Origin of the sequence: Streptomyces sp. NBC_00829, assembly GCF_045161795.1 — a bacterium.
Classification (GTDB): Bacteria; Actinomycetota; Actinomycetes; order Streptomycetales; family Streptomycetaceae; genus Streptomyces.
On sequence record NZ_CP108867.1, the window covers coordinates 7069014 to 7092265 of the forward strand.

Annotated in this window: 27 protein-coding genes, 4 pseudogenes and 1 riboswitch; of the genes and pseudogenes, 17 read left to right on the plus strand and 14 right to left on the minus strand. The window is 70.1% G+C overall.

The features are described from left to right. Window positions 1-120: 120 nt before the first annotated feature. The 5 genes from OG293_RS31710 (at window position 121) to OG293_RS31730 (ending at window position 1918) form a co-directional block, all read left to right on the plus strand. Complete coding sequence (locus tag OG293_RS31710; RefSeq protein ID WP_406002182.1) at window positions 121-408, plus strand: hypothetical protein; 288 nt, start codon at window positions 121-123, stop codon at window positions 406-408. Further along, window positions 405-629, plus strand: coding sequence for a hypothetical protein (locus OG293_RS31715; RefSeq protein ID WP_406002183.1), 225 nt, complete (start codon window positions 405-407; stop codon window positions 627-629). The genes OG293_RS31710 and OG293_RS31715 overlap by 4 nt, the downstream gene beginning before the upstream one ends. A gap of 201 nt (window positions 630-830) precedes the next feature. After that, complete coding sequence (locus OG293_RS31720) at window positions 831-1160, plus strand: hypothetical protein (protein WP_406002184.1); 330 nt, start codon at window positions 831-833, stop codon at window positions 1158-1160. After that, on the plus strand, window positions 1157-1360 hold the full coding sequence (locus OG293_RS31725) for a hypothetical protein (protein ID WP_406002185.1): 204 nt from the start codon (window positions 1157-1159) through the stop codon (window positions 1358-1360). Before OG293_RS31720 ends, OG293_RS31725 begins: the two co-directional genes overlap by 4 nt. A gap of 132 nt (window positions 1361-1492) precedes the next feature. Beyond that, on the plus strand, window positions 1493-1918 hold the full coding sequence (locus OG293_RS31730; protein ID WP_406002186.1) for a DUF732 domain-containing protein: 426 nt from the start codon (window positions 1493-1495) through the stop codon (window positions 1916-1918). An 80-nt stretch (window positions 1919-1998) separates the two neighbouring features. On the opposite strand, the gene OG293_RS31735 is transcribed toward OG293_RS31730, so the two are convergent. The 4 genes from OG293_RS31735 to bioB all read right to left on the minus strand — a co-directional run bounded on the left by OG293_RS31735 (window position 1999) and on the right by bioB (window position 5591). Further along, window positions 1999-2322, minus strand: coding sequence for a VOC family protein (locus tag OG293_RS31735; protein ID WP_406002187.1), 324 nt, complete (start codon window positions 2320-2322; stop codon window positions 1999-2001). Window positions 2323-2327: 5 nt separating this feature from the next. Beyond that, complete coding sequence (gene bioD, locus OG293_RS31740; RefSeq protein WP_406002188.1) at window positions 2328-3041, minus strand: dethiobiotin synthase; 714 nt, start codon at window positions 3039-3041, stop codon at window positions 2328-2330. 62 nt (window positions 3042-3103) lie between these two features. Then, window positions 3104-4399, minus strand: a complete 1296-nt coding sequence (locus tag OG293_RS31745) for an adenosylmethionine--8-amino-7-oxononanoate transaminase (protein ID WP_406002189.1) — start codon at window positions 4397-4399, stop codon at window positions 3104-3106. Continuing rightward, window positions 4392-5591 carry a biotin synthase BioB gene (bioB, locus tag OG293_RS31750; protein WP_406002190.1) on the minus strand — a complete coding sequence of 400 codons (1200 nt, stop codon included), beginning with the start codon at window positions 5589-5591 and terminating at the stop codon, window positions 4392-4394. Before bioB ends, OG293_RS31745 begins: the two co-directional genes overlap by 8 nt. Before the next feature lie 145 nt (window positions 5592-5736). Here bioB and OG293_RS31755 point away from each other — a divergent pair, with 145 nt between their 5' ends. Continuing rightward, entirely contained in the window at window positions 5737-6882 is a 1146-nt protein-coding gene (locus OG293_RS31755) for an 8-amino-7-oxononanoate synthase (protein ID WP_406002191.1), read from the plus strand. 1 nt (window position 6883) lies between these two features. Here OG293_RS31755 and OG293_RS31760 read toward each other — a convergent pair whose 3' ends face one another. Further along, a complete protein-coding gene (locus tag OG293_RS31760; RefSeq protein WP_406002192.1) occupies window positions 6884-7090 on the minus strand; it encodes a DUF397 domain-containing protein in 207 nt (68 codons plus the stop codon). A 13-nt stretch (window positions 7091-7103) separates the two neighbouring features. Further along, window positions 7104-7961, minus strand: a complete 858-nt coding sequence (locus OG293_RS31765; RefSeq protein WP_406002193.1) for a helix-turn-helix domain-containing protein — start codon at window positions 7959-7961, stop codon at window positions 7104-7106. A 230-nt stretch (window positions 7962-8191) separates the two neighbouring features. Between OG293_RS31765 and OG293_RS31770 the strand changes: the two genes are divergently transcribed. Further along, on the plus strand, window positions 8192-8623 hold the full coding sequence (locus OG293_RS31770; protein ID WP_406002194.1) for an ATP-binding protein: 432 nt from the start codon (window positions 8192-8194) through the stop codon (window positions 8621-8623). Window positions 8624-8659: 36 nt separating this feature from the next. On the opposite strand, the pseudogene OG293_RS31775 reads toward OG293_RS31770, so the two are convergent. Then, window positions 8660-9569: pseudogene (locus tag OG293_RS31775) on the minus strand (LysR family transcriptional regulator). Between the two features lie 81 nt (window positions 9570-9650). Between OG293_RS31775 and OG293_RS31780 the strand changes: the two are divergent. Then, entirely contained in the window at window positions 9651-10280 is a 630-nt protein-coding gene (locus OG293_RS31780) for a LysE family translocator (RefSeq protein WP_406002195.1), read from the plus strand. 80 nt (window positions 10281-10360) lie between these two features. Here the strand turns inward: OG293_RS31780 and OG293_RS31785 are convergent, their stop codons facing one another. The 3 genes and pseudogenes from OG293_RS31785 to OG293_RS31795 all read right to left on the minus strand — a co-directional run. Next, window positions 10361-10837: a C40 family peptidase gene (locus OG293_RS31785; protein ID WP_406002196.1), complete on the minus strand. Its 477-nt coding sequence runs from the start codon at window positions 10835-10837 to the stop codon at window positions 10361-10363. A gap of 3 nt (window positions 10838-10840) precedes the next feature. Then, a riboswitch (cyclic di-AMP (ydaO/yuaA leader) is annotated at window positions 10841-11025 on the minus strand. A 505-nt stretch (window positions 11026-11530) separates the two neighbouring features. Continuing rightward, window positions 11531-11662 (minus strand): annotated as a pseudogene (locus OG293_RS31790) (ATP-dependent Clp protease proteolytic subunit); the annotation flags it as partial. Next, window positions 11647-12054: pseudogene (locus OG293_RS31795) on the minus strand (ABC transporter permease); the annotation flags it as partial. The pseudogenes OG293_RS31795 and OG293_RS31790, both read right to left, overlap by 16 nt. Here OG293_RS31795 and OG293_RS31800 point away from each other — a divergent pair. The 8 genes and pseudogenes from OG293_RS31800 (at window position 12012) to OG293_RS31835 (ending at window position 18944) form a co-directional block, all read left to right on the plus strand. Further along, window positions 12012-12646, plus strand: a pseudogene (locus OG293_RS31800) (TetR/AcrR family transcriptional regulator). The pseudogenes OG293_RS31795 and OG293_RS31800 sit on opposite strands and share 43 nt — an antisense overlap. Before the next feature lie 137 nt (window positions 12647-12783). Continuing rightward, entirely contained in the window at window positions 12784-13086 is a 303-nt protein-coding gene (locus tag OG293_RS31805; RefSeq protein WP_406002197.1) for an urease subunit gamma, read from the plus strand. 14 nt (window positions 13087-13100) lie between these two features. Further along, window positions 13101-13412, plus strand: a complete 312-nt coding sequence (locus tag OG293_RS31810; protein WP_406002198.1) for an urease subunit beta — start codon at window positions 13101-13103, stop codon at window positions 13410-13412. Continuing rightward, window positions 13405-15126, plus strand: coding sequence for an urease subunit alpha (locus OG293_RS31815; protein WP_406002199.1), 1722 nt, complete (start codon window positions 13405-13407; stop codon window positions 15124-15126). The genes OG293_RS31810 and OG293_RS31815 overlap by 8 nt, the downstream gene beginning before the upstream one ends. Before the next feature lie 9 nt (window positions 15127-15135). Then, a complete protein-coding gene (locus OG293_RS31820; RefSeq protein ID WP_406002200.1) occupies window positions 15136-15798 on the plus strand; it encodes an urease accessory protein UreF in 663 nt (220 codons plus the stop codon). Between the two features lie 19 nt (window positions 15799-15817). Next, a complete protein-coding gene (gene ureG / locus OG293_RS31825) occupies window positions 15818-16495 on the plus strand; it encodes an urease accessory protein UreG (protein ID WP_406002201.1) in 678 nt (225 codons plus the stop codon). Continuing rightward, window positions 16492-17232, plus strand: coding sequence for an urease accessory protein UreD (locus tag OG293_RS31830; protein ID WP_406002202.1), 741 nt, complete (start codon window positions 16492-16494; stop codon window positions 17230-17232). Before ureG ends, OG293_RS31830 begins: the two co-directional genes overlap by 4 nt. Before the next feature lie 134 nt (window positions 17233-17366). Beyond that, window positions 17367-18944, plus strand: a complete 1578-nt coding sequence (locus OG293_RS31835; RefSeq protein ID WP_406002203.1) for an alpha/beta hydrolase — start codon at window positions 17367-17369, stop codon at window positions 18942-18944. 147 nt (window positions 18945-19091) lie between these two features. Here the strand turns inward: OG293_RS31835 and OG293_RS31840 are convergent, their stop codons facing one another. Both OG293_RS31840 and OG293_RS31845 read right to left on the minus strand, forming a co-directional pair. Beyond that, on the minus strand, window positions 19092-20150 hold the full coding sequence (locus OG293_RS31840) for an NAD-dependent epimerase/dehydratase family protein (RefSeq protein WP_406002204.1): 1059 nt from the start codon (window positions 20148-20150) through the stop codon (window positions 19092-19094). A gap of 64 nt (window positions 20151-20214) precedes the next feature. Further along, a complete protein-coding gene (locus OG293_RS31845) occupies window positions 20215-20922 on the minus strand; it encodes a lysophospholipid acyltransferase family protein (protein ID WP_406002205.1) in 708 nt (235 codons plus the stop codon). A gap of 517 nt (window positions 20923-21439) precedes the next feature. Between OG293_RS31845 and OG293_RS31850 the strand changes: the two genes are divergently transcribed. After that, entirely contained in the window at window positions 21440-21976 is a 537-nt protein-coding gene (locus tag OG293_RS31850; protein WP_406002206.1) for an ATP-binding protein, read from the plus strand. Between the two features lie 69 nt (window positions 21977-22045). Here OG293_RS31850 and OG293_RS31855 read toward each other — a convergent pair whose 3' ends face one another. Beyond that, on the minus strand, window positions 22046-22204 hold the full coding sequence (locus OG293_RS31855) for a hypothetical protein (RefSeq protein WP_406002207.1): 159 nt from the start codon (window positions 22202-22204) through the stop codon (window positions 22046-22048). Window positions 22205-22278: 74 nt separating this feature from the next. After that, window positions 22279-23229: a cytochrome c oxidase assembly protein gene (locus OG293_RS31860; RefSeq protein WP_406002208.1), complete on the minus strand. Its 951-nt coding sequence runs from the start codon at window positions 23227-23229 to the stop codon at window positions 22279-22281. Window positions 23230-23252 lie beyond the last annotated feature (23 nt).

Consider the following 23252-nt stretch of genomic DNA (forward strand, 5'->3'; position numbering starts at 1 on the left):
GGGACCGGAGCGATGCAGAGAACGGATAGCGACCGGCAGCGACGGCAGCACCTTGCCGACGTGTCATCGGGGCACCGGCCCCGGTTGCTGCCCTGGACGACGGAGGACGGCAAGCGGTGCTTGCTGAGCACCGACGACGAAGGCGGGTTCATGTCCCGCCTCGCCGACGACTTTGAAGCCGCGCAGCTTGCCATGGGTGAGGACGTTCTCATGCAAGCCCGCAAGGTGCTGGACGACCCCACGGCACCCAATGCGGAAGTGCGGTACTCGGCACTGCGTCTGTCGGAGTGCCTGACTGACGCATTGCGGATCGCTGAATGCCGGGGACTGCGCCTGTCTGCGCCCGATTGCACCGAGGAAGACGACGAGGACGCCGATGGCGAGAGCACCGCTGAGGCGTCGGCATGAGTACGCGTGCAGGGTACCGATTCGTAGACCACACGATCCGCCATGTGCCGGAAGGCGGCGTGATCTATGAGGCGTTCTGTGTCACCTGTGACGAAGAGTCCGGAGTGCAGGAAGTGCAGGAAGCGGCTCAGGACTGGTGTCTACGCCACACCGGCCAGACGTTGCACGACCTCTTCCGCCGTGTCGTGACTGACCATGCCCGCGTAACGCGGGAGGACTAGAGCTCCGGTCCGCTGGACGGCAAGCAACACTCAGCGGCCCGGTACTGCCCCGTCTGTGCGCCATCCCCCGTGCGCATAGGCGGGGCTTCCACGTCTCCCCTAGAAGACCCCGAACTAACGAACACCAAAACGCCCCGACAGACCGCTTAGGACCGGCCCGTCGGGGCTCCGCCGAACAGCTATATAGGAGCTGAACGACTCATGCGCGACTCTATCGCCCACATCCTCGCCCTGGTGCTCTCCGTGGTCCGCCCTCGCCGGCCCGGACGCCACTCCGCGGCATTCCTCGCAGACCAGTCCGCACCGACCCCCGAACCGGTCAACCCCTGGTCCCGTCCGTGGACCGGACCGACCAAAGGGGAAGCCCGAGAGATGCTGCGGCAGCAATCAGAAACGACTCTTGAACTCGGCGTCATCCGTGAGCGGCGACGAGCTGCCGCACTCGCAACGCTCGGCGTGGACTACCCGTACACGTATGACGGTGCCCCTTTCCCCGCTTCCGCGTTCGCCACTGCGGGGGTGTCGGCATGACCAGGGCGGAACTGTTCCCGGTCGTCGCGTTCGGTCACGTGGCGCTCTGTGTCGAGTGCAAGACGGTCACACGGGCCCCGATCCCGGTCCGGTGGATACAGAGCACCAGCGGGCCCGGAACCACGCTCTACGCATGCCCCGACCACGCCGTGAAGGTCGGGGCGGGACCAACCCCCGATGACGTGATCAGCGCACGCTAGACGGCGCGCACGAAACCCAGAGAGCCCCGCTCGGCCACGGGCGGGGCTTTCGCGTGCCCAAGTTGTGCACCTGATGTGTCGCCCACGTGATAGGCATTGACGATCTTGTTGCACCGCCAGGGGAGGGACCGCGTGAAGCGGAAAACGTGGATCATCACGGGAGTTGCAGTGCTCGCGTTCGGCGGGGTGCTGTCACTGTTCGAGGACGAGCCGGACAAGGCAACGGCCGAGCCGAAGTCGAGCGCCACAACGAAAGCCAAGCCCGCAGAAAGGCCGAACCCGAAGCCGTCCAAGCCCACGGGCATCCCCTCGCCCGATGCCGCGCAGACTGCGACGCTGATACGTGCTCTGCGGGCCGTAGATCCCGGGTTAGCAGCCAAGGAAGACCGGGCAGTTGGTCGGGCCCGGAACGTCTGCCTAGACCTCAAGGGCGGCAAGGACACGGCAACTGTCCAGAACAACGCCAAGGCTCGGTTTGAAGGGGGCACCGTGCCGAGCCTGACTGACGACCAGGCCGCAAGCATCGTGACTGCCGTCAAGACGTCGTTCTGCGACTGACAGCCCTGCACAGACAGCAAAGCGCCCCGTTCGGCCACGTGCCGGGCGGGGCTTCTGTGTTCGTTGACCAGCCGATATGCTCAGAACTGGTAGTTAGAAGTGTTGGGGTCGGCGAGAACCTGGAAGCGGCCGTGTTCGTCGGTGACGACCGCTCCCATCCGTACGGCACCCAGCGCCACCGCCTCCTCGACATCGCCCGCGTCGAGATCGAGATGGAGCCGGTTCTTGGCCGCCTTGCCCTCGGGCACGCGCTGGAAAGCCAACCGCACGAAGCCGGGCGGATCGATGTACGACCAGTCGGCGCTGCGGTCGACCAGGTCCCCGCCCAGCAGTTCCGCCCAGAAGCGCACCAGGCGGGCGGGGTCATGGCAGTCGAAGACGATCTCGTCGATCCGGGCTCGCACAGCGCTCAGCCTACGGCGGCGGTGAACGAATCGGCGTCCCAGAAACCTCCGAGCCGGGGCGCGAGCCAACTGCGCGCCTGTGCGCGGAACGCGGCGGGCGCGAGCGAGCCCGCGCCCTGCGGAACGGCACCGAGCAGGGGTGCTCCGGCCGCGTCGGACAGCTCCGCGAGATTGCACCGCGCGGCCAGATCCGGCTCGGCGGGCCAGCTTCCGACCACGACCCCGAGCTGTTCCAACCCCCGTGCGCGCAGGGCCTCTCCGGTCAGTGTGGTCGCATTGAGGGTGCCGAGCCCCGCGGCCACGACCACCAGGACGGGCGCGCCGAGCCGGAGGGCCACATCGGCGAGCGTGCCTCCGTCGTCGTCGAACCGTACGAGAAGCCCGCCGGCTCCCTCGACCAGTACGAGGTCGTGCTCGGCGGCCACTTTCTCCACGGCCTCGGCGATCTGCGACGGGGGCAGGGGCGCCATCCGGGCCCGCCGCGCGGCGGTCGCGGGGGCGAGCGGGTCGGGGAAGCGCGCCAGCTCGACCCCGGTCACGTCCCCGCCGAGGCGGATCACCTCGGCGACATCCCCGTCCTCCCCGGCCGCCATCCCGGTCTGAGCGGGCTTCACGACGGCAACGGACCGCCCCTGTGCCCGGAACGACGCGGCGAGCGCGGCGGTGACCACGGTCTTGCCGATCTCGGTTCCGGTGCCGGAGACGACGATGACGGTCATGGCTCTTCGTAGCCTTTCTCTCCGCGCCCGACACGGACGCAGCATGTACGGATCCGGTGCCTTCAGCCCGCTGCCGCCGCCGCGACGACGGCGCGGCAGATCCGGGCGAGATCCTCGTCACCGGTCACATACGGCGGCATCGTGTAGATGAGGTCGCGGAACGGCCGCAGCCACACCCCTTCGCGCACGGCGGCCGTCGTCGCCGCTGCCATGTCCACGTCGTGGTCCAGCTGGACGACGCCGATGGCGCCCAGCACGCGTACGTCCTTCACGCCCGGCAGTTCCGACGCCGGAGCGAGGCCGTCGCGCAGGCCCGCCTCCAGCCGCTTGACCTCCTGCTGCCAGTCCTGGCCCAGCAGCAGAGAGAGCGAGGCGCAGGCCACCGCCGACGCCAGCGGGTTGCCCATGAAGGTAGGCCCGTGCGCCAGGACCGGGACGTCGCCGAGCGAGATGCCCTCGGCCACCCGCGAACTGCACAGTGTCGCCGCCATCGAGAGATAGCCGCCGGTCAGCGCCTTGCCCAGGCACATCACATCGGGGGAGACGCCCGCGAGATCCGCCGCGAACAGCGCGCCCGTACGCCCGAAGCCGGTCGCGATCTCGTCGAAGACCAGCAGGACCCCGTGCTCGTCGCACGTCTCCCGCAGCACACGCAGATACTCGGGGGAGTGGAACCGCATTCCGCCCGCGCCCTGCACCACCGGCTCCACGATCACCGCGGCCAGCTCGTCGGCGTGACGTGCCACAAGATCGCGCAGACCCGCCGCGTACGACTCCTCGAACCGTGCCGGGGGAGCCTCGGCGAAGATCTGGCGCGGCAGCACCCCCGCCCACAGCTCGTGCATCCCGCCCTCGGGGTCGCAGACCGACATCGGCTGCCAGGTGTCGCCGTGATAGCCGCCGCGCCAGGTCATCAGCCGCCGCTTGGCCGGGCGGCCGACGGAACGCCAGTACTGGAGACACATCTTCACGGCGACCTCGACAGAGACCGAGCCCGAGTCGCAGAGGAAGACATGCCGCAGCGGCTCGGGCGTGATCTCGACGAGTGAGGCGGCCAGCCGGACGGCGGGCTCATGGGTGAGCCCGCCGAACATCACATGGCTCATCCGCCCCAGCTGGGCGTTGACCGCTTCGTTGAGGACCGGGTGGTTGTAGCCGTGGATCGCCGACCACCAGGACGACATACCGTCGACCAGCTCGCGCTGCCCATGGACGGGTTCGGCCAGCCGCAGCCGTACGCCGGAGGCGGACTCGACGATCAGCGGGTCCGTACGGCCCGGCATCGGGCCGTACGGGTGCCACACATGCGCCCGGTCCAGCGCCAGCAGCTCGCCGGGGGTGTACGTGGACTCAGGCATTGGGCGCGAGGTCTGTGCCGGCGCCCCTGCGCCGTACCGCGACCAGGTCCGTGCGCGCCGCCGCCGGCTCCGGCTGGGCAGGCACCTGTGACGCGTCGCCTCCGCACGGTGCGCAGCCGCCGCTCTCCGCGTGCGACCCGCAGCCGCCCGCCGCGTGCGACCCGCAGCCGCCCGAGTCCATCGCGTCGGCCCGGTGTTTCGGCAGCGTCGTCGTGTCCGTGCCCTCCACCTCGAATCCCGCGTCCGCGATCATGTCGAGGTCGGTCTTGCCTGCCTGGCCCTCACTGGTCAGATAGTCGCCGAGGAAGATCGAGTTGGCGAGGTTCAGCGCGAGGGGCTGCATCGAGCGCAGATGCACCTCGCGTCCGCCCGCGATCCGCACCTCGACGTCCGGGCAGACGAACCGCACCATCGCGAGGATGCGCAGGCAGCGCTGCGGAGTGAGGTTCCACTCCTTGGCGAGCGGAGTGCCCTCGAACGGGATCAGGAAGTTGACCGGCACCGAGTCCGGGTCCAGCTCGCGCAGCGAGTAGACGACATCGACCAGGTCCTCGTCGCTCTCGCCCATGCCCGCGATCAGCCCGGAGCAGGCGGACAGGCCCGCGGCCTGCGCCTGGTGCACGGTGTCCACCCGGTCCGCATAGGTGTGGGTGGTCGTAATCTCCCCGTATGTCCCCTCGGACGTATTGAGATTGTGGTTGTACGCGTCCGCTCCGGCGGCACGCAGCCGCTCGGCCTGTCCGCCCGAGAGCAGCCCCAGACAGGCGCACACCTCGACGCCCTCGTTCTGCTCCTTGATCGCCTCGATCGTCCTGGAGACCCGGTCGACGTCACGGTCCGTCGGTCCCCTGCCGCTGGCGACCAGGCAGACCCGCTTGGCGCCGCCCGCCACGCCAGCGGCGGCGGCCTGCGACGCCTCGTCGGGCTTCAGCCAGGTGTACTTGAGGATCTCGGCCTTGGAGCCGAGCCGCTGGGAGCAGTACGAGCAGTCCTCGGGACACAGACCGGACTTCAGGTTGACGAGATAGTTCAGCTTCACCCGCCGCCCGAACCACTGCCGGCGTACCTTGCCGGCCGCGGCCACCACCTCGAGCAGATCGTCGTCTGAGGTCGCCAGGACGGCGAGCGCTTCTTCACGGGTCGGCAGCTCGCGCCGCAGCCCCTTCTCCACCAGCGTGTTCAGCAGGTCCATGGCGCCGATCCTGACGTACGGCACACGCCCTTTCCAAGGAGGAACTGCACAACAGAGCATGTTTGAGGTGTGTGCATGGCCACATCCGCTCCTTGAGCGACCCCGGCTAGGGTCTGTGCGCTGCCTACAAAAGGACCGGACCACCATGCCCCAGGATCCTTTCGACTGGATCGACGACGAGTCGCGCCGCCGCGAGCGGGCGGGTCTCGTGCGTACGCTCCGGCCGCGCACCGCCGATTCCCAGCTGCTGGATCTTGCCAGCAACGACTATCTGGGCCTCACCCGCCGGCCGGAGATCACCGCAGCCGCGGCCGAGGCGGCCCGGCGCTGGGGCGCGGGGGCCACGGGGTCCCGGCTGGTCACCGGAAGCACTGCGCTCCACGCCGAGCTGGAGCGGGAACTGGCCGCGTTCTGCGGGTTCGAGGCAGCCCTGGTCCTGTCCTGCGGCTACGCCGCCAACCTCGCCGCCGTCACGGCGCTCAGTGGTCGCGGCTCACTGATCGTCTCCGACGCGTCCAACCATGCCTCGATCGTCGACGGCTGCCGGCTCTCACGGGCCGAGACCGCGGTCGTTCCGCACGCCGACGTCGACGCCGTGCGCAAGACCTTCGACGCCCACCCGGGCAGGCGCGCCCTCGCCGTCAGCGACTCGGTGTTCTCGGTGGACGGAGACGCGGCACCGCTGGCGAGCCTGGCGGAAGCCTGCCGCGAGCACGGAGCGGCCCTGCTCGTCGACGACGCGCACGGCCTGGGCGTCCTCGGGGAAGGGGGCCGGGGCGCACTGGACGCGGCGGGTATCGCGGGCGGCGAAGGCGTCGTGGCCACGCTGACCCTCTCCAAGTCCCTGGGCAGCCAGGGCGGCGCGGTACTCGGCCCGGCACGGGTGATCGACCATCTCGTCAACACCGCGCGTACGTTCATCTTCGACACCGGGCTGGCCCCGGCCGCCGCCGGAGCGGCCCTGGCGAGTCTGCGGCTGCTGCGCGGCGAACCCGCGCTGGCCACCCGTGCCCGTACGGTCGCAGCGACCCTGCACCGGCGCCTCAGCGACGCCGGTCTGACCGCCGCGCGACCGGACGCGGCCGTCGTCTCGGTGCGCGCGCCCTCGCCGGAGGCGGCCCTCGGCTGGGCCGCCGACTGCCGTGCGGCCGGGCTCGTCGTGGGCTGTTTCCGTCCGCCGTCGGTGCCGGACGGGATCTCGCGGATCAGGCTCACGGCGCGCGCCGACCTCACGGATCAGCAGATCGAGACGGCGATCGCCACGATCATCGAGGCCGCGCCGGCCGGCTGACTCAGCCGACGGAGTCCCTGTGCAGCGCCGTCAGGAACCGCGTCCAGGCATCCGGCGAGAAGCGCAGGGCCTCGCGCGCGATGTTCTTGGAGTCCCGGACGGCGAGTGTCTCGTCGGGCAGGCGCGCTGTCTCGACGCAGTTGTTCATCCCGGTGCTGCGGCTGCTGCGCCGCCACCGTAAGGCTTCGTTCGCGAGGCTTTCGGACATGGGGGGTTCCTCCCTATGCGCCCTCACTGATCCGGGCGATGAGTTCCATGGAGTCCGCCGGTGACAGGGCGCGCGCCTGCATGGTCCGGAAGGCGGCGCCATACACCTCAAGGTCTTCTTTCCGCTCGAGGCAGAGGCTACTCGTCAAGTGGTCTAGAACGACCACATCCAGATCGGAAGTGGTTGGAAAAGAGAAGATAACGAAAGGGCTGGTGAGGCCGACATAGCCGCCGACCGTGAACGGCAGGACCTGAAGCCGTACATGAGGCAGCTGTGCCGTCTCCGTCAGCACCCACAACTGCTCCCGCATCACCTGCCGCCCGCCCACCTCCCGCCGCAGCGCCGCCTCGTCGAGCACGGCGCTCAGCCTCAGCGGCTGCTCGGCCCTCAGGACGGACTGGCGGGCGATCCGCACATCCACCAGGGAGTTGACAGTCGCCGCCGGGAGTTCCTCCAGGGCCGAGCGGGTCACCGCGCGTGCGTAGTCCGGTGTCTGCAGCAGACCGGGCACCACCGAGGTCTCCAGCGTGCGGGCGGTGGACGCCTGCGACTCCAGACTGATGAAGTCCCGGTACTCCCCTGGGAGCAGCCCACGGTACGCGTGCCACCAGCCGTCGCCCCCGCCGTCCGCCGCGTCCGCCAAGGTCTCCAGAAGCGCGCGCAGTTGAGGATCCGCCACCTCGTACGCATCGAGCAGCCGTGTCACATCCGCGGCCCTGACCCCGCTGGCGCCCGTCTCGATCCGGCTCACCTTCGACTGGTGCCAGCCCGCCCGCAGACCGGCTTCCCGGCTGGTGAGGCCGGCGTCGAGGCGGAGCCTGCGCAACTCCTCGCCCAGCTTGCGCCTGCGCACCACGGGACCGTGACGCATTCGGGGCTCCTTTCCCTCCGCGCGCGACCAGTGTGCGAGGGTGCTGCCCAAATACGGTTTCGCGTAGCAGAGTTCACCGCTTTGGGCGACAGATATATGCATATCTTGGTGGATCCCCACCCTGAGAGGCACGATAAGTGGCACTCTGGCGCGAAGCACAATCCGTGGCCGTCCTCGCAATTCCGCTACGAGTCGGAGCGCGGCCCCGGTGGGAAAGGGACAGCGTCGCCATGGCAGACCATCAGGAAGCCTCCGTCACTCTGCCGAGCGATCCCGCCTCGGTCTCCGCGGCCCGCAGATACGTCACAAGCGTCGTCTCCGAATGGGGAATGGCGATCGGGACAGAGGCCATCGACACCGTCCGGCTGATCGTCTCCGAACTCGCCACCAACGCAGTGCAGCACACCTTCGGCCAGTCCCCGACGTTCACCGTCGACCTGAGGCTCGAACGGGAGGAGGAACTGCGCATCGGCGTCACGGACAGTCACCCCCGCTGGCCGCAGCGGCTGCCTGCCGCCGTCCGCCAGGACAACGGCCGAGGGATGGTCATCATCCGCAGCCTGACCGCGGAGTGCGGCGGGCAGCTCTCGGTCACCCCGACACCTGAGGGCGGCAAGACCGTGTGGATCGCCCTGCCGTGGACGGCGCCGGTGCAGAACTGACCGGAAAGCGCGGTGACCCGAGGGGCGGCGGGGCGGTCAGCCACCGGCGCGCCCGAATGCGCCACGCAGCAGAGCCCGCAGGGACTCGGCCGCCGGACCCGACTCCTCACCCCGGTGCGCCACCGAGATCGTCCGTCTGAAGGCCGCCGGTTCCAACTGCCGTACGCCGAGCGGTGTCGCCGCCATCGAGGCCGCCATCTCCGGCACCACCGCCACTCCGAGCCCGGAACTGACCAGCGCGCACACGAGCGCGTAGCCGGGTGACTCGCAGACCACGGCGGGAGTCATCCCGGCCGAGGCCAAGGCGGCCTCGACACCTTTGCGCGACGGATGCGAGGGAGCACTGCTGATCAGAGGCTGCCCTGCGAGATCGGCGACCGGCAGCCGCCCCGAGCCACCCGCGAGCGCATGCCCGGGGGCCGTGACCAGCACCAGCTCCTCCACGAGCAGCGGCTCCAGGAGCACCCCGGGCGGCAGCGGCGCGGGTTCCGCCGGTTCGTACGCATGCGTCAGCGCCAGATCCGCCTCACCGGCCGCCACCGCCACGACCCCGCCCGGCGGTTCGTACTCCGCGACCGCCAGTTCCACGTCCGGGTGCGCCCGGCGAAAGGCGCTCAGCACCGGCGGCAGCAGATGGACGCCCACCGTCGTGAACGTGCCGACACGCAGTCGCCCTCCGGACAGCCCAGCGAGCCGCGCCAGCTCGTGCCGGGCCCGCTCCATCTCGTCGAGCACCCGGCGGGCCCGCGCCGCGAGCAGTTCACCCGCGGCCGTCAGCCGCGCCCCGCGATGATGCCGCACGAGCAGCGTCACTCCCGCCTCGCGCTCCAATTTGGCCAGCTGCTGGGAGCGCGGGCGCGGTGTACCCCAGCCGGGCGGCGGCGCGGGTGATCGAACCGGCCTCCGCGACGGCGACAAGCGCCGCGAGCCGCGTCGGGTCGTACATGACTCCCCTTAAGCATTGCTTTAGGCAGACCCAGAAGATTGCAAGTACACCGTAAAGGCTGAATCGGCCCACGATGGGGCCATGGACGCACAACTGATCGCCTTCCTGGGAGTCGCCGCAGGCATGGTCGCCATGCCGGGCGCGGATTTCACCGTCGTCGTGCGCAATGCGCTCGCCTCGCGGCCGGAGGGTCTGGCCACCGCCGTCGGGGTCGCCGGGGGGCTGCTCGTGCACACAGCCCTGGCGGTCGCGGGACTCGCGGCCGTCCTTGTCGCGGTGCCGGCGCTGTACCGCGCGCTCCAGATCGCGGGCGGCGTCTATGTGCTCTGTCTGGGTGTGCGAGCCGTACGGGCCGCGCTGCGTCCGGCGCCCGTGACGCAGGATCCGCGGGGGGAGGCGGCCGGCGGTGTCGGCCGCGGCCTGCGCCAGGGATTCCTCACCAATGTGCTGAACCCCAAGGCGCCGATCCTCTTCCTCAGCCTGCTCCCGCAGTTCGTGCCGGACGGGGCGTCGGTCCTGCCGCGCACTCTGCTGCTCGCCGCGATCGTCGTCGCGCTGGCCCTGATCTGGTTCCCGGCGGTGGCGCTGCTGGTGGACCGGCTCGGGAACCGGCTGCGTCGGCCGCGCACGACTCGCGCGGTCGAGGGGGTCACGGGCGGGGCGCTGACCGCGCTCGGCGTGACCCTGCTGGCGGCGCCGCTGACGCACTGACGCACCGGGTGCACCACGGGGAGGGCCCGCGCCGACCACCGGTGACGAACGGTGATCGGCGCGTGACCGTCAAGGGCCCGTCAGCGCACCCGGCCGTACCAGACGCGCTTGGTCCAGATCTTCTCCAGCTTCACCCAGGATCCGGTCTTCGGCGAGTGCCAGATCTTGCCTCTGCCGGCGTAGATGCCCACGTGGTAGACGCTGCTGCCGGAGTGGAAGAAGACCAGATCTCCCTGCTGCCGGGAGGACGCCGAGATGTGGCGCGTCTTGTTGTACTGCTGCTGAGCCGTACGCGGGAGCTTCTTGCCCGCCTTCTTGTACGAATACAGCGTCAGCCCCGAGCAGTCGAAACGGGACGGACCCGCCGCGCCGTAGCGGTACGGCGCTCCCTTCTTCGAGGCGGCCACCTTGAGCGCCTTGCCCGCGTGCGTCGTTGCCGCGTGTGCCTCGGAGACGGCGCCGGGCGCCAGCAGCGTGCCGCCGACGGCGGCGAGGGTCAGGGCCGATACGGCTCCTGCCCGGGTCAGCAGAAACGGGACATGAATCTGCGCAGTCATGCGCAACCCTTCGTCAGCCGCCTGTGAAGGGTGACCTGTCGGGTTCGGACGGACGAAGATGCCCGGCCGCGGATGCGGCTTCACCCCGAGGGACGACCGGACTGCCCGGCTGTCCCGTACTGCTTGGGTCCTCCACTCCTGCCGATGCACTTCTGTCGACCAGTCATCCGATGCGGCGGCAGGACTCGGCGTCCGCTCGGACCGCCCCGCCGAGGTGGCGGGGGCTTGTCGTCCCAGGGATCTTGACCCACGGCATGCCGGATTTCCGAACCGAAACGGCGGTTTGTGACCTTTACCACCACTCACCTGTTCGGGTGGACAGGGCCATTTCGGCGACCTGTTCGCGACGCGTAAGGACCCTCGCACCAGCAGTGGAACGGGTTGTTCCGCTCGTTCGGTCGTCGTGGTGCGCAAGTTGTGCGTAGCTGTTGGGTGACCGGCAACTCCACCGAATGAGGGATGGTCATCAGTACACCGATGGCGGTTGACGGAAGGCCGATCGTCCGTCAACTCGGAGCTGCGGGCCGCAGCGTCACCCGATCGGAGCGGCGTTCGCGGTCGAGCAACCTCAGGGAGTTCGGGTGGCAGCGTCGGGCGCTCAGCCGAACCCAGGGAGCGGAGCGAGGCCTTGCGGTTCTTGACCACGTGATCGACCGGGCCGTAGGTCCTGGCGTCCTCGGCGCCGAAGATCGTCTCGCGCTCCAGATCGGCGGCGATCCGCTCCGGAGTCTGACCCGTATGGCGTACGAGCGTGCCGGTCAGCTGCTCCCGCAGCCGCAGCAGCTCCTGTGCGTGGATCTGGGCGAGCACCCGGCCTCGCCCCACCAGGAACCGGTGAGCACGCCGAGCCAGCTGTGGGCCAGGGCGGCCGAGGTGAGGCCGACGAGCGCCGAAGCGCCGATGAGTGTGGTCGCCGCGCGGGCTCCGCGCAGCCCCAGCAGCGTGACCGCGGCTCCCGCCGCGACGCCCGCGAGGGCCCGCGGCAGGATGCTCGACGCCAGCGCGCTGCCGCGCGGATCGCCCGCCGGTGTCGGTACGACGTCCGTCACCTTCACCGCGGTGCCGGCCGGTGCCTGTGCGGTGACCGCCTCCGTGAGCAACTGGGCCACGACCGGGCTGCCGGCCGAAGCGGTCATGAGCCGGGGTCCTTGGTCGCTCACCACGATCGCCCCGTATACGACCCGGTCCTCGATCGCGGTGCCGGCGGCGGCCTCGTCGTAGCGCGGCGCGTGGGGGTGTCGGCGACGGTGCCGCCCGCTGCCTTGCGCGCAATGGCTTCCACGCCACGTCGATGCAGGACATCCTGCGCGAAGCGGGCCTCTCTGCCGGTGCCGTGTACCGCTACTTCCGAAGGAGGAGCTGATCGCGGCCATCGCCGGGGAGGCCTTCGTCGGGATCTGAGCGGCTTTCGACGAAGCCGCCCGGTCCACTCCGCCGCCCATGCCGGACGCCCTCCTCGGCCGTGTCCTGCGCGGCATGCTGGCCGAGCAGGTTCCCGGCGGCGACAAGCAGGCCTTCGCCCGGCTCATCGATCAGGTGTGGACCGAGACGCTGCGCAGCGAGGAGCTCGCCGCCACGCTTGCCGAGGGGTACGCCGGTCGGCGCTCGGCCTGGGCGGAGCTGGTCGAGGCGTACCGCGCGGGCGGCCTGATGGACGCCGACGTACCCGCCGACCATGTGGCCCGCACGCTCATCGCCACCGCCCAGGGGTTCGTCGCGCAGCAGGCGCTCTTCGGTGACACGCAGGCCGAGGCCATCGAGGACGGGCTGGGGGGACTGATGTCCATGGGGCGGGCGAAGATCAGTTAACGCGCCGGAAAAACTCTCCGCCTAACGTTCAGTCCCCCGCCGGGAGAAACCCGTGGTGCGGTGAACGCCGTGCTCACGTGGGTTGACGTCCCGCTGCACCCGGGCGGGTCCGGGTCGGACGACTGTGAGGTGGACGCGTGCAACTCTCCCCGCACGAACAGGAACGACTGCTCATCCATGTGGCGGCGGACGTGGCTCAGAAGCGCCGTGCCCGAGGGGTGAGGCTCAATCATCCCGAGTCCGTCGCCCTGATCACCTCGCACATCCTCGAGGGCGCCAGGGACGGACGCACCGTCGCCGAACTCATGGCGTCGGGCCGCAAGGTCCTCACCCGCGCCGAGGTGATGGACGGCATCCCCGAGATGATCCACGACGTCCAGGTCGAAGCGACCTTCCCGGACGGCACCAAGCTCGTCACCGTCCACGACCCGATCGTCTGAGGGGCAGGCCGCCGATGATCCCCGGAGAGTTCCTCTTCGCCGAGGGCCGTGTGCCCCTCAACGAGGGTCGCGAGATCACCTCGCTCGCCGTCGTCAATGCGGCCGACCGGCCCGTCCAGGTCGGCTCCCACTATCACTTCGCGGAGGCCAACCCCGGCCTGCACTTCGACCGTGCCGCCGCCCGGGGACTGCGGCTGAACATCGCCGCCGGCACCGCCGTGCGCTTCGAGCCCGGCATCCTGATCGACATCGAACTCGTCCCGCTCGCGGGGCGGCGCGTCGTCTCGGGCCTTCGGGGCGAGATCGGGGGCGGTCTCGATGCCTGAGCTCCACCGCGCCGTCTACGCCGACCTGTACGGCCCCACCACCGGTGACCGGATCCGGCTCGCCGACACCGATCTGCTCGTCGAGATCGAGGAGGACCGCTCCGGCGGCCCGGGCCTCGCCGGCGACGAGGCCGTGTTCGGCGGCGGGAAAGTGATCCGTGAGTCGATGGGCCAGGCCCGTACGACACGGGCCGAAGGCGCACCCGACACGGTCATCACCGGCGCCGTCGTCATCGACCACTGGGGCATCGTCAAGGCCGACATCGGCATCCGTGACGGCCGTATCGCCGGCATCGGCAAGGCAGGCAATCCCGACACGATGGACGGCGTGCACCCCGATCTCGTCATCGGCCCCGAGACCGAGATCATCGCGGGCAACGGGAAGATCATGACGGCGGGCGCCATCGACGCCCATGTCCACTTCATCTCGCCGACCCTCATCGACCAGGCCCTCGCGGCCGGCGTCACCACACTCGTCGGCGGCGGAACCGGACCGGCCGAAGGAACCAAGGCCACCACCATCACCCCGGGACCCTGGCACCTTGCCCGGATGTTCGAGGCGATGGACGGCCTCCCGGTCAACATCGGACTGCTCGGCAAGGGCAACACGATGTCCCGCGAGGCCATGCACTCCCAACTGCGCGGCGGAGCGCTCGGGTTCAAGATCCACGAGGACTGGGGGTCGACCCCCGCCGTCATCGACGCCTGTCTGAGCGTCTGTGACGAGACGGGTGCCCAGCTCGCCATCCACACGGACACCCTCAACGAAGCGGGTTTCGTCGGGGACACCCTCGCCGCCATCGCGGGCCGCACCATCCACGCGTATCACACCGAGGGCGCGGGTGGCGGCCACGCGCCGGACATCATCTCCGTGGTCTCCGAGCCGTACGTCCTGCCCAGCTCCACCAATCCGACCCGGCCGCACACCGTCAACACCATCGACGAACACCTCGACATGCTGATGGTCTGCCACCACCTCAACCCTGCCGTGCCCGAGGATCTCGCCTTCGCGGAGTCCCGCATAAGGCCCTCCACCATCGCGGCCGAGGACATCCTGCACGACCTGGGAGCCATCTCGATCATCTCCTCCGACTCCCAGGCGATGGGACGGATCGGCGAGGTGGTCCTTCGTACCTGGCAGACGGCGCATGTGATGAAGCGGCGCCGCGGAGCACTGCCCGGGGACGGCCGCGCCGACAACCACCGCGCCCGTCGCTATGTCGCCAAATACACGATCAACCCCGCCGTCGCGCAAGGGCTCGACGCGCAGATCGGCTCCGTCGAGCCCGGGAAGCTCGCCGACCTGGTCCTGTGGGACCCGGCCTTCTTCGGCGTCAAGCCGCAGCTGGTCATCAAGGGCGGCCAGATCGCCTACGCGCAGATGGGGGACGCCAACGCCTCGATTCCGACCCCGCAGCCGGTGCTGCCGCGCCCGATGTTCGGAGCACTCGGCAGGGCCGCGTCGGTGGGCTCGTTCAACTTCGTCGCCGAGGCCGCGATCGAGGACCGACTGCCCGAACGGCTGTGCCTGAACAAGCAGTTCGTCCCGATCGCCAACACCCGGCGGATCACCAAGGCGGACATGCGCCACAACGACGCCCTGCCCCGCGTCGAGGTCGACCCGGACAGTTTCACGGTCACGATCGACGGGGATGTGGTCGAACCGGCGCCCGCCGCCGAACTGCCCATGGCCCAGCGTTACTTCCTCTTCTGATGAGCTGCCGTGAGTAGAGCTGCCCTGCTGGTCCTCGCCGACGGCCGGTTCCCCGCCGGTGGTCACGCCCACTCCGGCGGCGCCGAACCGGCCGTCAGGGCGGGGCGTATCCGCGACGCCGGGGACCTGTCGGAATTCTGCCGGGGCCGACTGCACACCGCCGGTCTCACCGCGGCGGCGCTCGCCGCCGCGGCCGCCCTCGGTCTCGATCCGCTGGCGCTCGACGAGGCCGCCGACGCCCGCACCCCCTCGCCCGCACTGCGCGCCACCGCCCGCAAGCTCGGTCGGCAGATGATGCGCGCCGCCCGCTCCACCTGGCCCGGCCCGGAGCTCGACGCGCTCGCCGCGGCCCGTCCGCGCGGTGCCCACCAGCCGATCGTCCTCGGGCTCGCCGCCCGCTCCGCCGGTCTGGGACCCGAGGACGCCGCGCACTGTGCCGTGTACGAGTCGGTCAGCGGACCGGCCGCCGCGGCCGTGCGCCTGCTCAGCCTCGACCCCTTCGAGGCCACCGCCGTACTGGCCCGCCTCGCACCCGACATGGACCGCGTCGCGGAGCGGGCCGCCCGCGCCGCCCGTGACGGCATCGACGCCCTGCCCGCCGCGTCCGCGCCGCTGCTCGACATCACCGCGCAGGCGCACGCCGCCTGGCCCGTACGCCTCTTCGCCTCGTAGGACATCAAGGAGCCGCACCATGCATCTCGACCACTCGCACTCCGGACCGGCAGCCGTCAGCGCCGACGCGGCACGCCCCGACGGCATCCGGCGCGCACTCCGTATCGGCCTCGGCGGGCCCGTCGGCTCCGGGAAGACCGCCACCGTCGCCGCGCTCTGCGGCGCCCTGCGCGACCAGCTGTCCATCGCCGTCGTCACCAACGACATCTACACCCGCGAGGACGCCGAGTTCCTGCTGCGCCACGCCGTGCTGCCGCCCGAGCGCATCCAGGCGGTCGAGACGGGCGCCTGCCCGCACACCGCCATCCGTGACGACATCTCCGCCAACCTCGAAGCCGTCGAGGACCTGGAGGACAGCGTCGGCCCGCTCGATCTGATCCTCGTCGAGTCCGGCGGCGACAACCTCACCGCGACCTTCTCCAAGGGCCTCGTCGACGCCCAGATCTTCGTCATCGACGTCGCGGGCGGCGACGACATCCCGCGCAAGGGCGGCCCCGGCGTCACCACCGCCGATCTGCTCGTCGTCAACAAGACCGACCTCGCGCCCCACGTCGGCTCGGACCTCGGCCGGATGGCGCGCGACGCCAAGGAGCAGCGCGGCGAACTGCCCGTGGTCTTCACCTCGTTGAAGGGCACCGACGGAGTGCGCCCGGTCGCCGACTGGGTGCGGGCCCGGCTCGCTGCCTGGACCGCATGAGCGTCCGAGCCACGGCCCGGGTCGTCGCCGCCCGCGACGGCCTGCCGGTGCTGGTGAGCGACGGCCCGCTCGCGCTCCGCCGCACGCGTGCCACCGGCCCGTTCACCCGTGTCACCGTCGTCGGCGCGATGAGCGGGCCGCTCGGCGGCGACCGTCTGGCGATCGAGGCGGAGGCGGAGGCCGGGGCGCGTCTCCATCTGGACTCCGCCGCGGCGACCGTCGCCCTGCCGGGCCGGACCCCCGAACAGGCGCACTACGACGTGCGGTTGACCGCCGGCGACGACGCCGAGCTGCGCTGGCTGCCGGAGCAGCTGATCTCGGCGCAGGGCAGCGACCTGCGGATGCGTACGCGCGTCGAACTGGCCGCGAGCGCACGGCTGGTGCTGCGCGAGGAGCTCATCCTCGGCCGCCACGGGGAACAGCCCGGAACGCTCGCGTCACGGCTCACCGTGCGCCGCGCCGGGCGCCCGCTGCTCGACCAGGAGCTCGGCTACGGACCGGGTGCGCCGGGCGGCTGGGACGGCGGCGCGGTCCTCGGCGGCCACCGGGCCGTCGGTCAACTGCTGGTAGTGGATGCGGCATTGGGCGAAAAACCGGCGTATGTGCGGCTTTTCGGTGAGCGTGCGGTCCTCGCGCCGCTCGCCGGTCCGGCATTCCTGGTCACCGCCGTTGCGTCCGACGCCCGCGAACTGCGGTCCGTGCTCGACGAGGTGCTGCACACCGAAATGCCCCACTGAGCGGCGTACCGCTCAGCGGGACGCTACTGACCGGTTATGGGTTCGGTAAAGAAACACCAGTACGGCCTGTTCCCGGCCACCTCACAGACGAAAGTCTCCCCCGGAGAGCTCGACAACTGAAGGGGGAGTTCTACGTGAGACGCACAGCAGTGCTCGGCTCGGCCGGCACTCTGATCGCGGGCACCCTCATAACGGGCGCGATCGCGGCTCCGGCAGCCAATGCCGATGGCCGCCACAGCGGCTGGTCCGAGGCACGTGGTGTTCAGGTCGCGGCGGAGCGGGCGGCCAAGAAGGGGATCAACTGGACCGACTGTCCGGCCGACTGGGGTTTCGCCAAGCCCATCCAGTGCGGCTGGGTGAGCGTTCCGCTCGACTACTCGCGCCCGAACGGCAAGCAGATCAAGATTGCCGTCGACCGAATAGGCAACACCGGCACCACGGCGGAACGCCAGGGCGCCCTGGTCTACAACCCGGGCGGTCCCGGAGGTTCGGGCATGCGCTTCCCGACCCGGGTCACCAACAAGAACCCGCTCTGGGCCAACACGGCCAAGGCGTACGACTTCGTGGGCTTCGACCCGCGCGGTGTCGGCCACTCGGCGCCGATCTCCTGTGTCGACCCGCAGGAGTTCGTGAAGGCCCCGAAGGCCGACCCCGTGCCCGGCAGCGAGGCCGACAAGCGCGCCCAGCGCAAGCTCGCCGCGGAGTACGCGGACGGGTGCGCCGAGCGCAGCGGCTGGATGCTGCCGCATATGACCACGCCCAACACCGCTCGCGACCTGGACGTCATCCGCGCCGCGCTCGGTGAGAAGAAGCTCAACTACCTGGGTGTCTCCTACGGCACCTACCTCGGCGCGGTCTACGGGACGCTGTTCCCGAAGCACGTCCGTCGGATGATCGTCGACAGTGTGGTCAACCCGGCGACGTCGAACATCTGGTATGAGGCCAACCTCGGCCAGGACGTCGCGTTCCAGATGCGCTGGGACGACTGGAAGGCGTGGGTCGCCAAGAACGACGCCACCTTCCACATCGGCGACACCCCGGCGAAGGTCGAGCAGCAGTGGGTCACGCTGCGCGCCACCGCCAAGAAGAACCCGCTCGGCGGCGTCGTCGGCCCCGCCGAGCTCCTCGGTTTCTTCCAGAGCGCTCCGTACTACGACTCCTCGTGGGTGCCGGTGGCCTCCGCGTGGAGCAAGTACATCGCCGGTGACACGCAGGCACTCGTCGACGCCGCGGCTCCCGATATGTCGGATATCAAGGGCAATATCTCCGCGGAGAACGGCAACGCCGTCTACACGGCCGTCGAATGCGCGGACGCCAAGTGGCCGACCAGCTGGAAGAAGTGGGACCGGGACAACACCCGGCTCCACGAGAAGTACCCCTTCCTCACCTGGTCGAACGCCTGGATGAACCTGCCCTGCGCGACCTGGGGCTCCAAGCAGCACACCCCGCTGGACGTGAAGACCGGCAAGGGTCTGCCGCCCGTCCTGATCGTGCAGTCCACGCGTGACGCGGCCACTCCGTTCGAGGGGGCGGTCGAGCTGCACAAGCGCTTCAAGGGCTCGCGTCTGATCACCGAAAAGGACGCCGGTTCGCACGGTGTGACCGGTCTGGTCAACCCGTGCATCAACTCGCGGGTGGAGGCCTACCTGCTCAGCGGCAAGGTCGACAGCCGCGATGTGACGTGCACCCCGCACGCCACGCCGAAGCCGTAAGGCCCAGTGGTACGGGGGAGGGGCGGCCGGTTCGGCCGCCCCTCCTCTGCTTCGCGGCTCCCCGCTCCTCATGCCCGATGATCCGCTACCGCGCACCACGCTCGTCCAGCAGGGCGATCGGCTTGGCTTGGGTGTCGTGCTGTCCGCTCACTGCGCTCCCCGTCCGTGCCGCGTGAGCCAGGCGTCCTCGTCCGCGTATCCGAAGAGGTCGCCATGGGGACTGTACTGCGCCGCCAGTTTCGGGAACGCGTCCGTCCACGCCCTGTCCTTCAGCTGCCCGGCAAGCCATTCCACGGTCGGGGGCAGGGACTCCTCGTAGGTGGTGACCGCGCGGTAGCCCAGCTCGCGTTCCGCGGCCGACATGTCGTAGACGACCGGATGCTCCGCACCCCAGGGCGTCACGCCCACCAGGCCCGTCGGCGCTCCGCCCTCGATCAGCACGGTCTCGCTCCGCCTGCCCATGATCCGGTCGACGGCCTCGCCGATCTCCGCGACCGTCGGCACGTCGGGATCACCGGCGTTCAGCACACGGGAGCCGGGCTTGCGCGCCGCAAGCCGGATCAGCTCGGCGATGTTGGACACATGCACCGGATGGAAACGGCCGCGGCCACCGTGCGCCAGGACCCGCACCGGGCGGTCGTCCAGCGCGCGCTTCACGAAGTACAGCTCGCGCGGGGTGCGGCAGTGCGGCCCGTGGACCGCGCCAGCGCGCAGCACGGTTGTCGGCAGGCTCGGCCCGACCGCCAGCAGTTCCCGCTCCAGGGCCACCTTGCGCGTGCCGTAGGTCGCCTCGCCCGGTGCGACCGTGCGCTGGGTCTCGGGCATGGGGACCGGATAGCGCGGAAAGCCGTCGGGCTCGTCCTGGGTGTCGAAATTACGGCCCTCGTCGTCCTCGTACACCGCGCCGCTGGAGATCACGACCGCCGAGCCGACGCGGCCCGCGAAGCTCCTCAACTGCCGTGCGTGGCCGCTCCCGAACGCGACCACGTCCACCAGCACGTCGCACCCGTCGCCGAGCGCCGCGGCCAGTTCGCCGTCGTCCTCCCGGTCGGCCCGGACCTCCCGCACCTCCTCGGGCCAGCTCTCGTCCCGGCCACCGCCGCGCGAGAGTGCCCTCACCTCCCAGCCGTCCGCGGCGAGCGCACGCACCGCCGCCCGCCCGATCTGTCCTGTCGCTCCCAGCACAACTGCGTTTCCCGTGGTCATACGTGGCACGTTAGGGCCGCCGCGGGCCCGGACCCAGGTCGGTTCGCCGTGCGCGGATCTGCTCTCAGCGACTGCGCCGCGGGAACTTCTTCGGCTGCTCCAGCTCCGCCTTGACCTCTGCGGCGTAGCGGTCCACGTATTCCTGGCCGGACAGTTCGAGGATCGCGTACATGATCTCGTCGGTGACCGCCCGGATCGCCGCCTTCTCGTTCTCCATTCCCGCGTACCGGGAGAAGTCCAGCGCCTCGCCGAACCGCACGGTCACCCGCTTGATCTTCGGCAGGGTCTGCCCGGGGGGCTGGATCTCGAACGTCCCGACCATGGCGCACGGCACGACCGGTACCTGCGCCCTCAGCGCCATCACGGCGACGCCGACCTTGCCCTTGTAGAGCCTGCCGTCGTGCGAGCGTGTGCCCTCCGGATAGATCCCCAGGAGCTCGCCCTTGCTCAGTACCCCGAGACCCTCGCGGATCGCCGCCTTGCCGGCCTCCTTTCCGGAGCGGTCCACCGGGATCTGCCCGGCGCTGCGGAAGAAGGCCGCGGTCAGCCGGCCTTTCAGGCCCGGTCCGCTGAAGTACTCCGCCTTCGCGAGGAAGGTGATGCGCCGTCTGATGATCGCGGGCATCAGGAAGTGGTCCGAGAACGACAGATGGTTGCCCGCGACGATGGCCGCGCCCTCCGCCGGAATGTGCTCGAGTCCCTCGATCCTGGGCCGGAACAGCAACCGCAGCAGTGGCCCCAGAATGACGTATTTGAGCACGTAGTAGAACAATTTGAGGGTGCTCCTCGCTCGGTCCGGATCGGCTTGAAGCAGCGTTGTGCCAGGTCATCGGCGCCCCAAGGGTGGTCAGTCTAAATGCAGCTCTTACTGGGCGTAAGCGTCCGCGGCCGGACAGAAGGTGACCGGACGCCGACGGCCCCGGCCATGGCGTCGACAACGACGCGGGCACGCCCCTTCCTCTCGGCCGGGGCGGACACGATCTTCCGCAAGCGCGGCGGCGGGTCTGTCCCTGGAGGTCGCGGCAAGGCCATCCGGGTGCCCAGGGCCAAGACGCCGTTCCTGGCTCTCCGGCGACGAACCACGACAGGGAGCCGGTCTTCCCGGGCCGGGGCCCGGCCGTCGGCGCCCGCCCCGAGGGACGGACGCTTGCTCCGGTCGGGCGAAGTGTTGCGGACTCGGCCGTTCGAGTTCAGTCTGGGTGGTGACCCAGAAGCGACACTTGCTCACTCTTCGCACTCGGGGGTCCGTCGTCGAAGAGGTGACCAGGTCGCGGTGAGGAGCCACGGTCATGCATCTCACGGCCGCCTGCCGCTACACCTTGGAAGTGCAGGCATCGACAGAACGGATCCCCCAGATCCGGCGGATTCTCGCAGCACATCTTCGGTACTGGAGTCTCGAGCACCACATCACCCCGGTCTGCCGCGCGGTCGACGAACTCGTCGGCAACGTCGTCCAGCACGTGGAGGGCGACAAGACGTGCGTGGTGGAGCTGCGCTGGACGGGGAGGCATCTGATCGCGTCCGTAGCGGACAAGGATCCCAGGATGCCGCGGGTGACCAGCTCCTGCCCCTCGAAGGGCGGGCTGGCCACCGTCGCCGTCCTCAGCGACAGCTGGGGCACTTGCGCGACCCCCACCGGCAAGGTGGTGTGGTTCAGCAGACGGGTGAAGGAGGTCCAGCGTGTCCTGCGGGCCGCGCAGGCCCCCATGCCGCCCACGCGTGAGTCCAAGCCCCTGCCGACGGACTGTCCACTGCCGGGCGCCGACGGCTCGCCGGTGCCGGAGACGGTCCGCGAGCCCGACCGCGTCCCCGCGGCGGTCGGCTGACGGGAGAGCTGACGGGAGAACCGTACGGGCGCACGCGCCGCCCGTACGGGATTCCCACCGGCGCACCGGTCAGTTGCTGCGTGAGGCGATCACCCCGATCGTCACCAGACCGAGCACCACCCAGCCGAACCAGAGCCAGCCATTGCTTCCGAGTGCTGCCGTGTAGGCCGTCACAACCACCAGGGTCCCGACGGTGAGCACTCCCATCGCCTTCGTGGATCCGGACATGCGCGCCCTCCTCGGACGACCGCGGCCGTCGACCTCATGGTCACCCGCGAGGAGGGCATCGCGCTACCGCCCCGCTACCGTCCGCGAGCCTGCAACGAGGCGAGATAGGCGTTGTACGCCTGGAGATCCTTGTCGCCGTCCCGGTCCGCGGCCCGGTCCAGACGCCTGGCCTGCCGCTGCTCGGATCGGTACCACTGGAAGACCAGCGCGACCAGTACCAGCACCGACGGGATCTCGCTGAACGCCCAGGCGATGCCGCCCGCCGCGTTCTGATCGGTGAGCGCGTCGATGCCGAGCGAGGCAGGCGGATTCCGGTACGCCTCGATCATCGGCTCGGTCGCCATCATCAGCGCGATGCCGAAGAAGGCATGGAACGGCATGCCGGCGAAGAGCTCCAGCATCCGCATCACATAGCCGGGCCGGTGCGGGCCGGGGTCCACGCCCATGATCGGCCAGAAGAAGAGCAGGCCGACGGCGAGGAAGTGCACCATCATCGCCACATGCCCGGTCCCGGACCCCATCAGGAAGTCGAACAGCGGCGAGAAGTAGAGCGCGTACAGGCTGGCGATGAAGAGCGGGATCGTGAACGCAGGGTGTGTGACGATCCGCATGTAGCGGCTGTGCAGCAGAGCCATCAGCAGCTCGCGGGGCCCCTTGCGGCCTCGGCCGGCGACCGGCAGCGCGCGCAGGGCCAGCGTCACGGGCGCACCCAGCAGCAGCACGATGGGCGAGAGCATGCTGATCACCATGTGCTGGACCATGTGCACGCTGAACATGACCATGCCGTAGTCATTGAGCTTGGTGCACATCACCAGCGCCACGCTCAGCACACCGAGCGTGAAGGAGACCGTGCGGCCGACGGGCCAGCTGTCGCCGCGTCCGCGCAGTCGCAGAACCCCCCAGCCGTAGAGGCCGAGGCCCGCCAGGCAACCGATGAGGAAGAACGGGTCCGGTGAGAACTCCAGCCCACGCCCCAGGGTGAACGGCGGCAGATCCATCGTCATGCCGTGCCCGCCGTGATCCATCTGTACTCCTGGAGCGTCCCGAT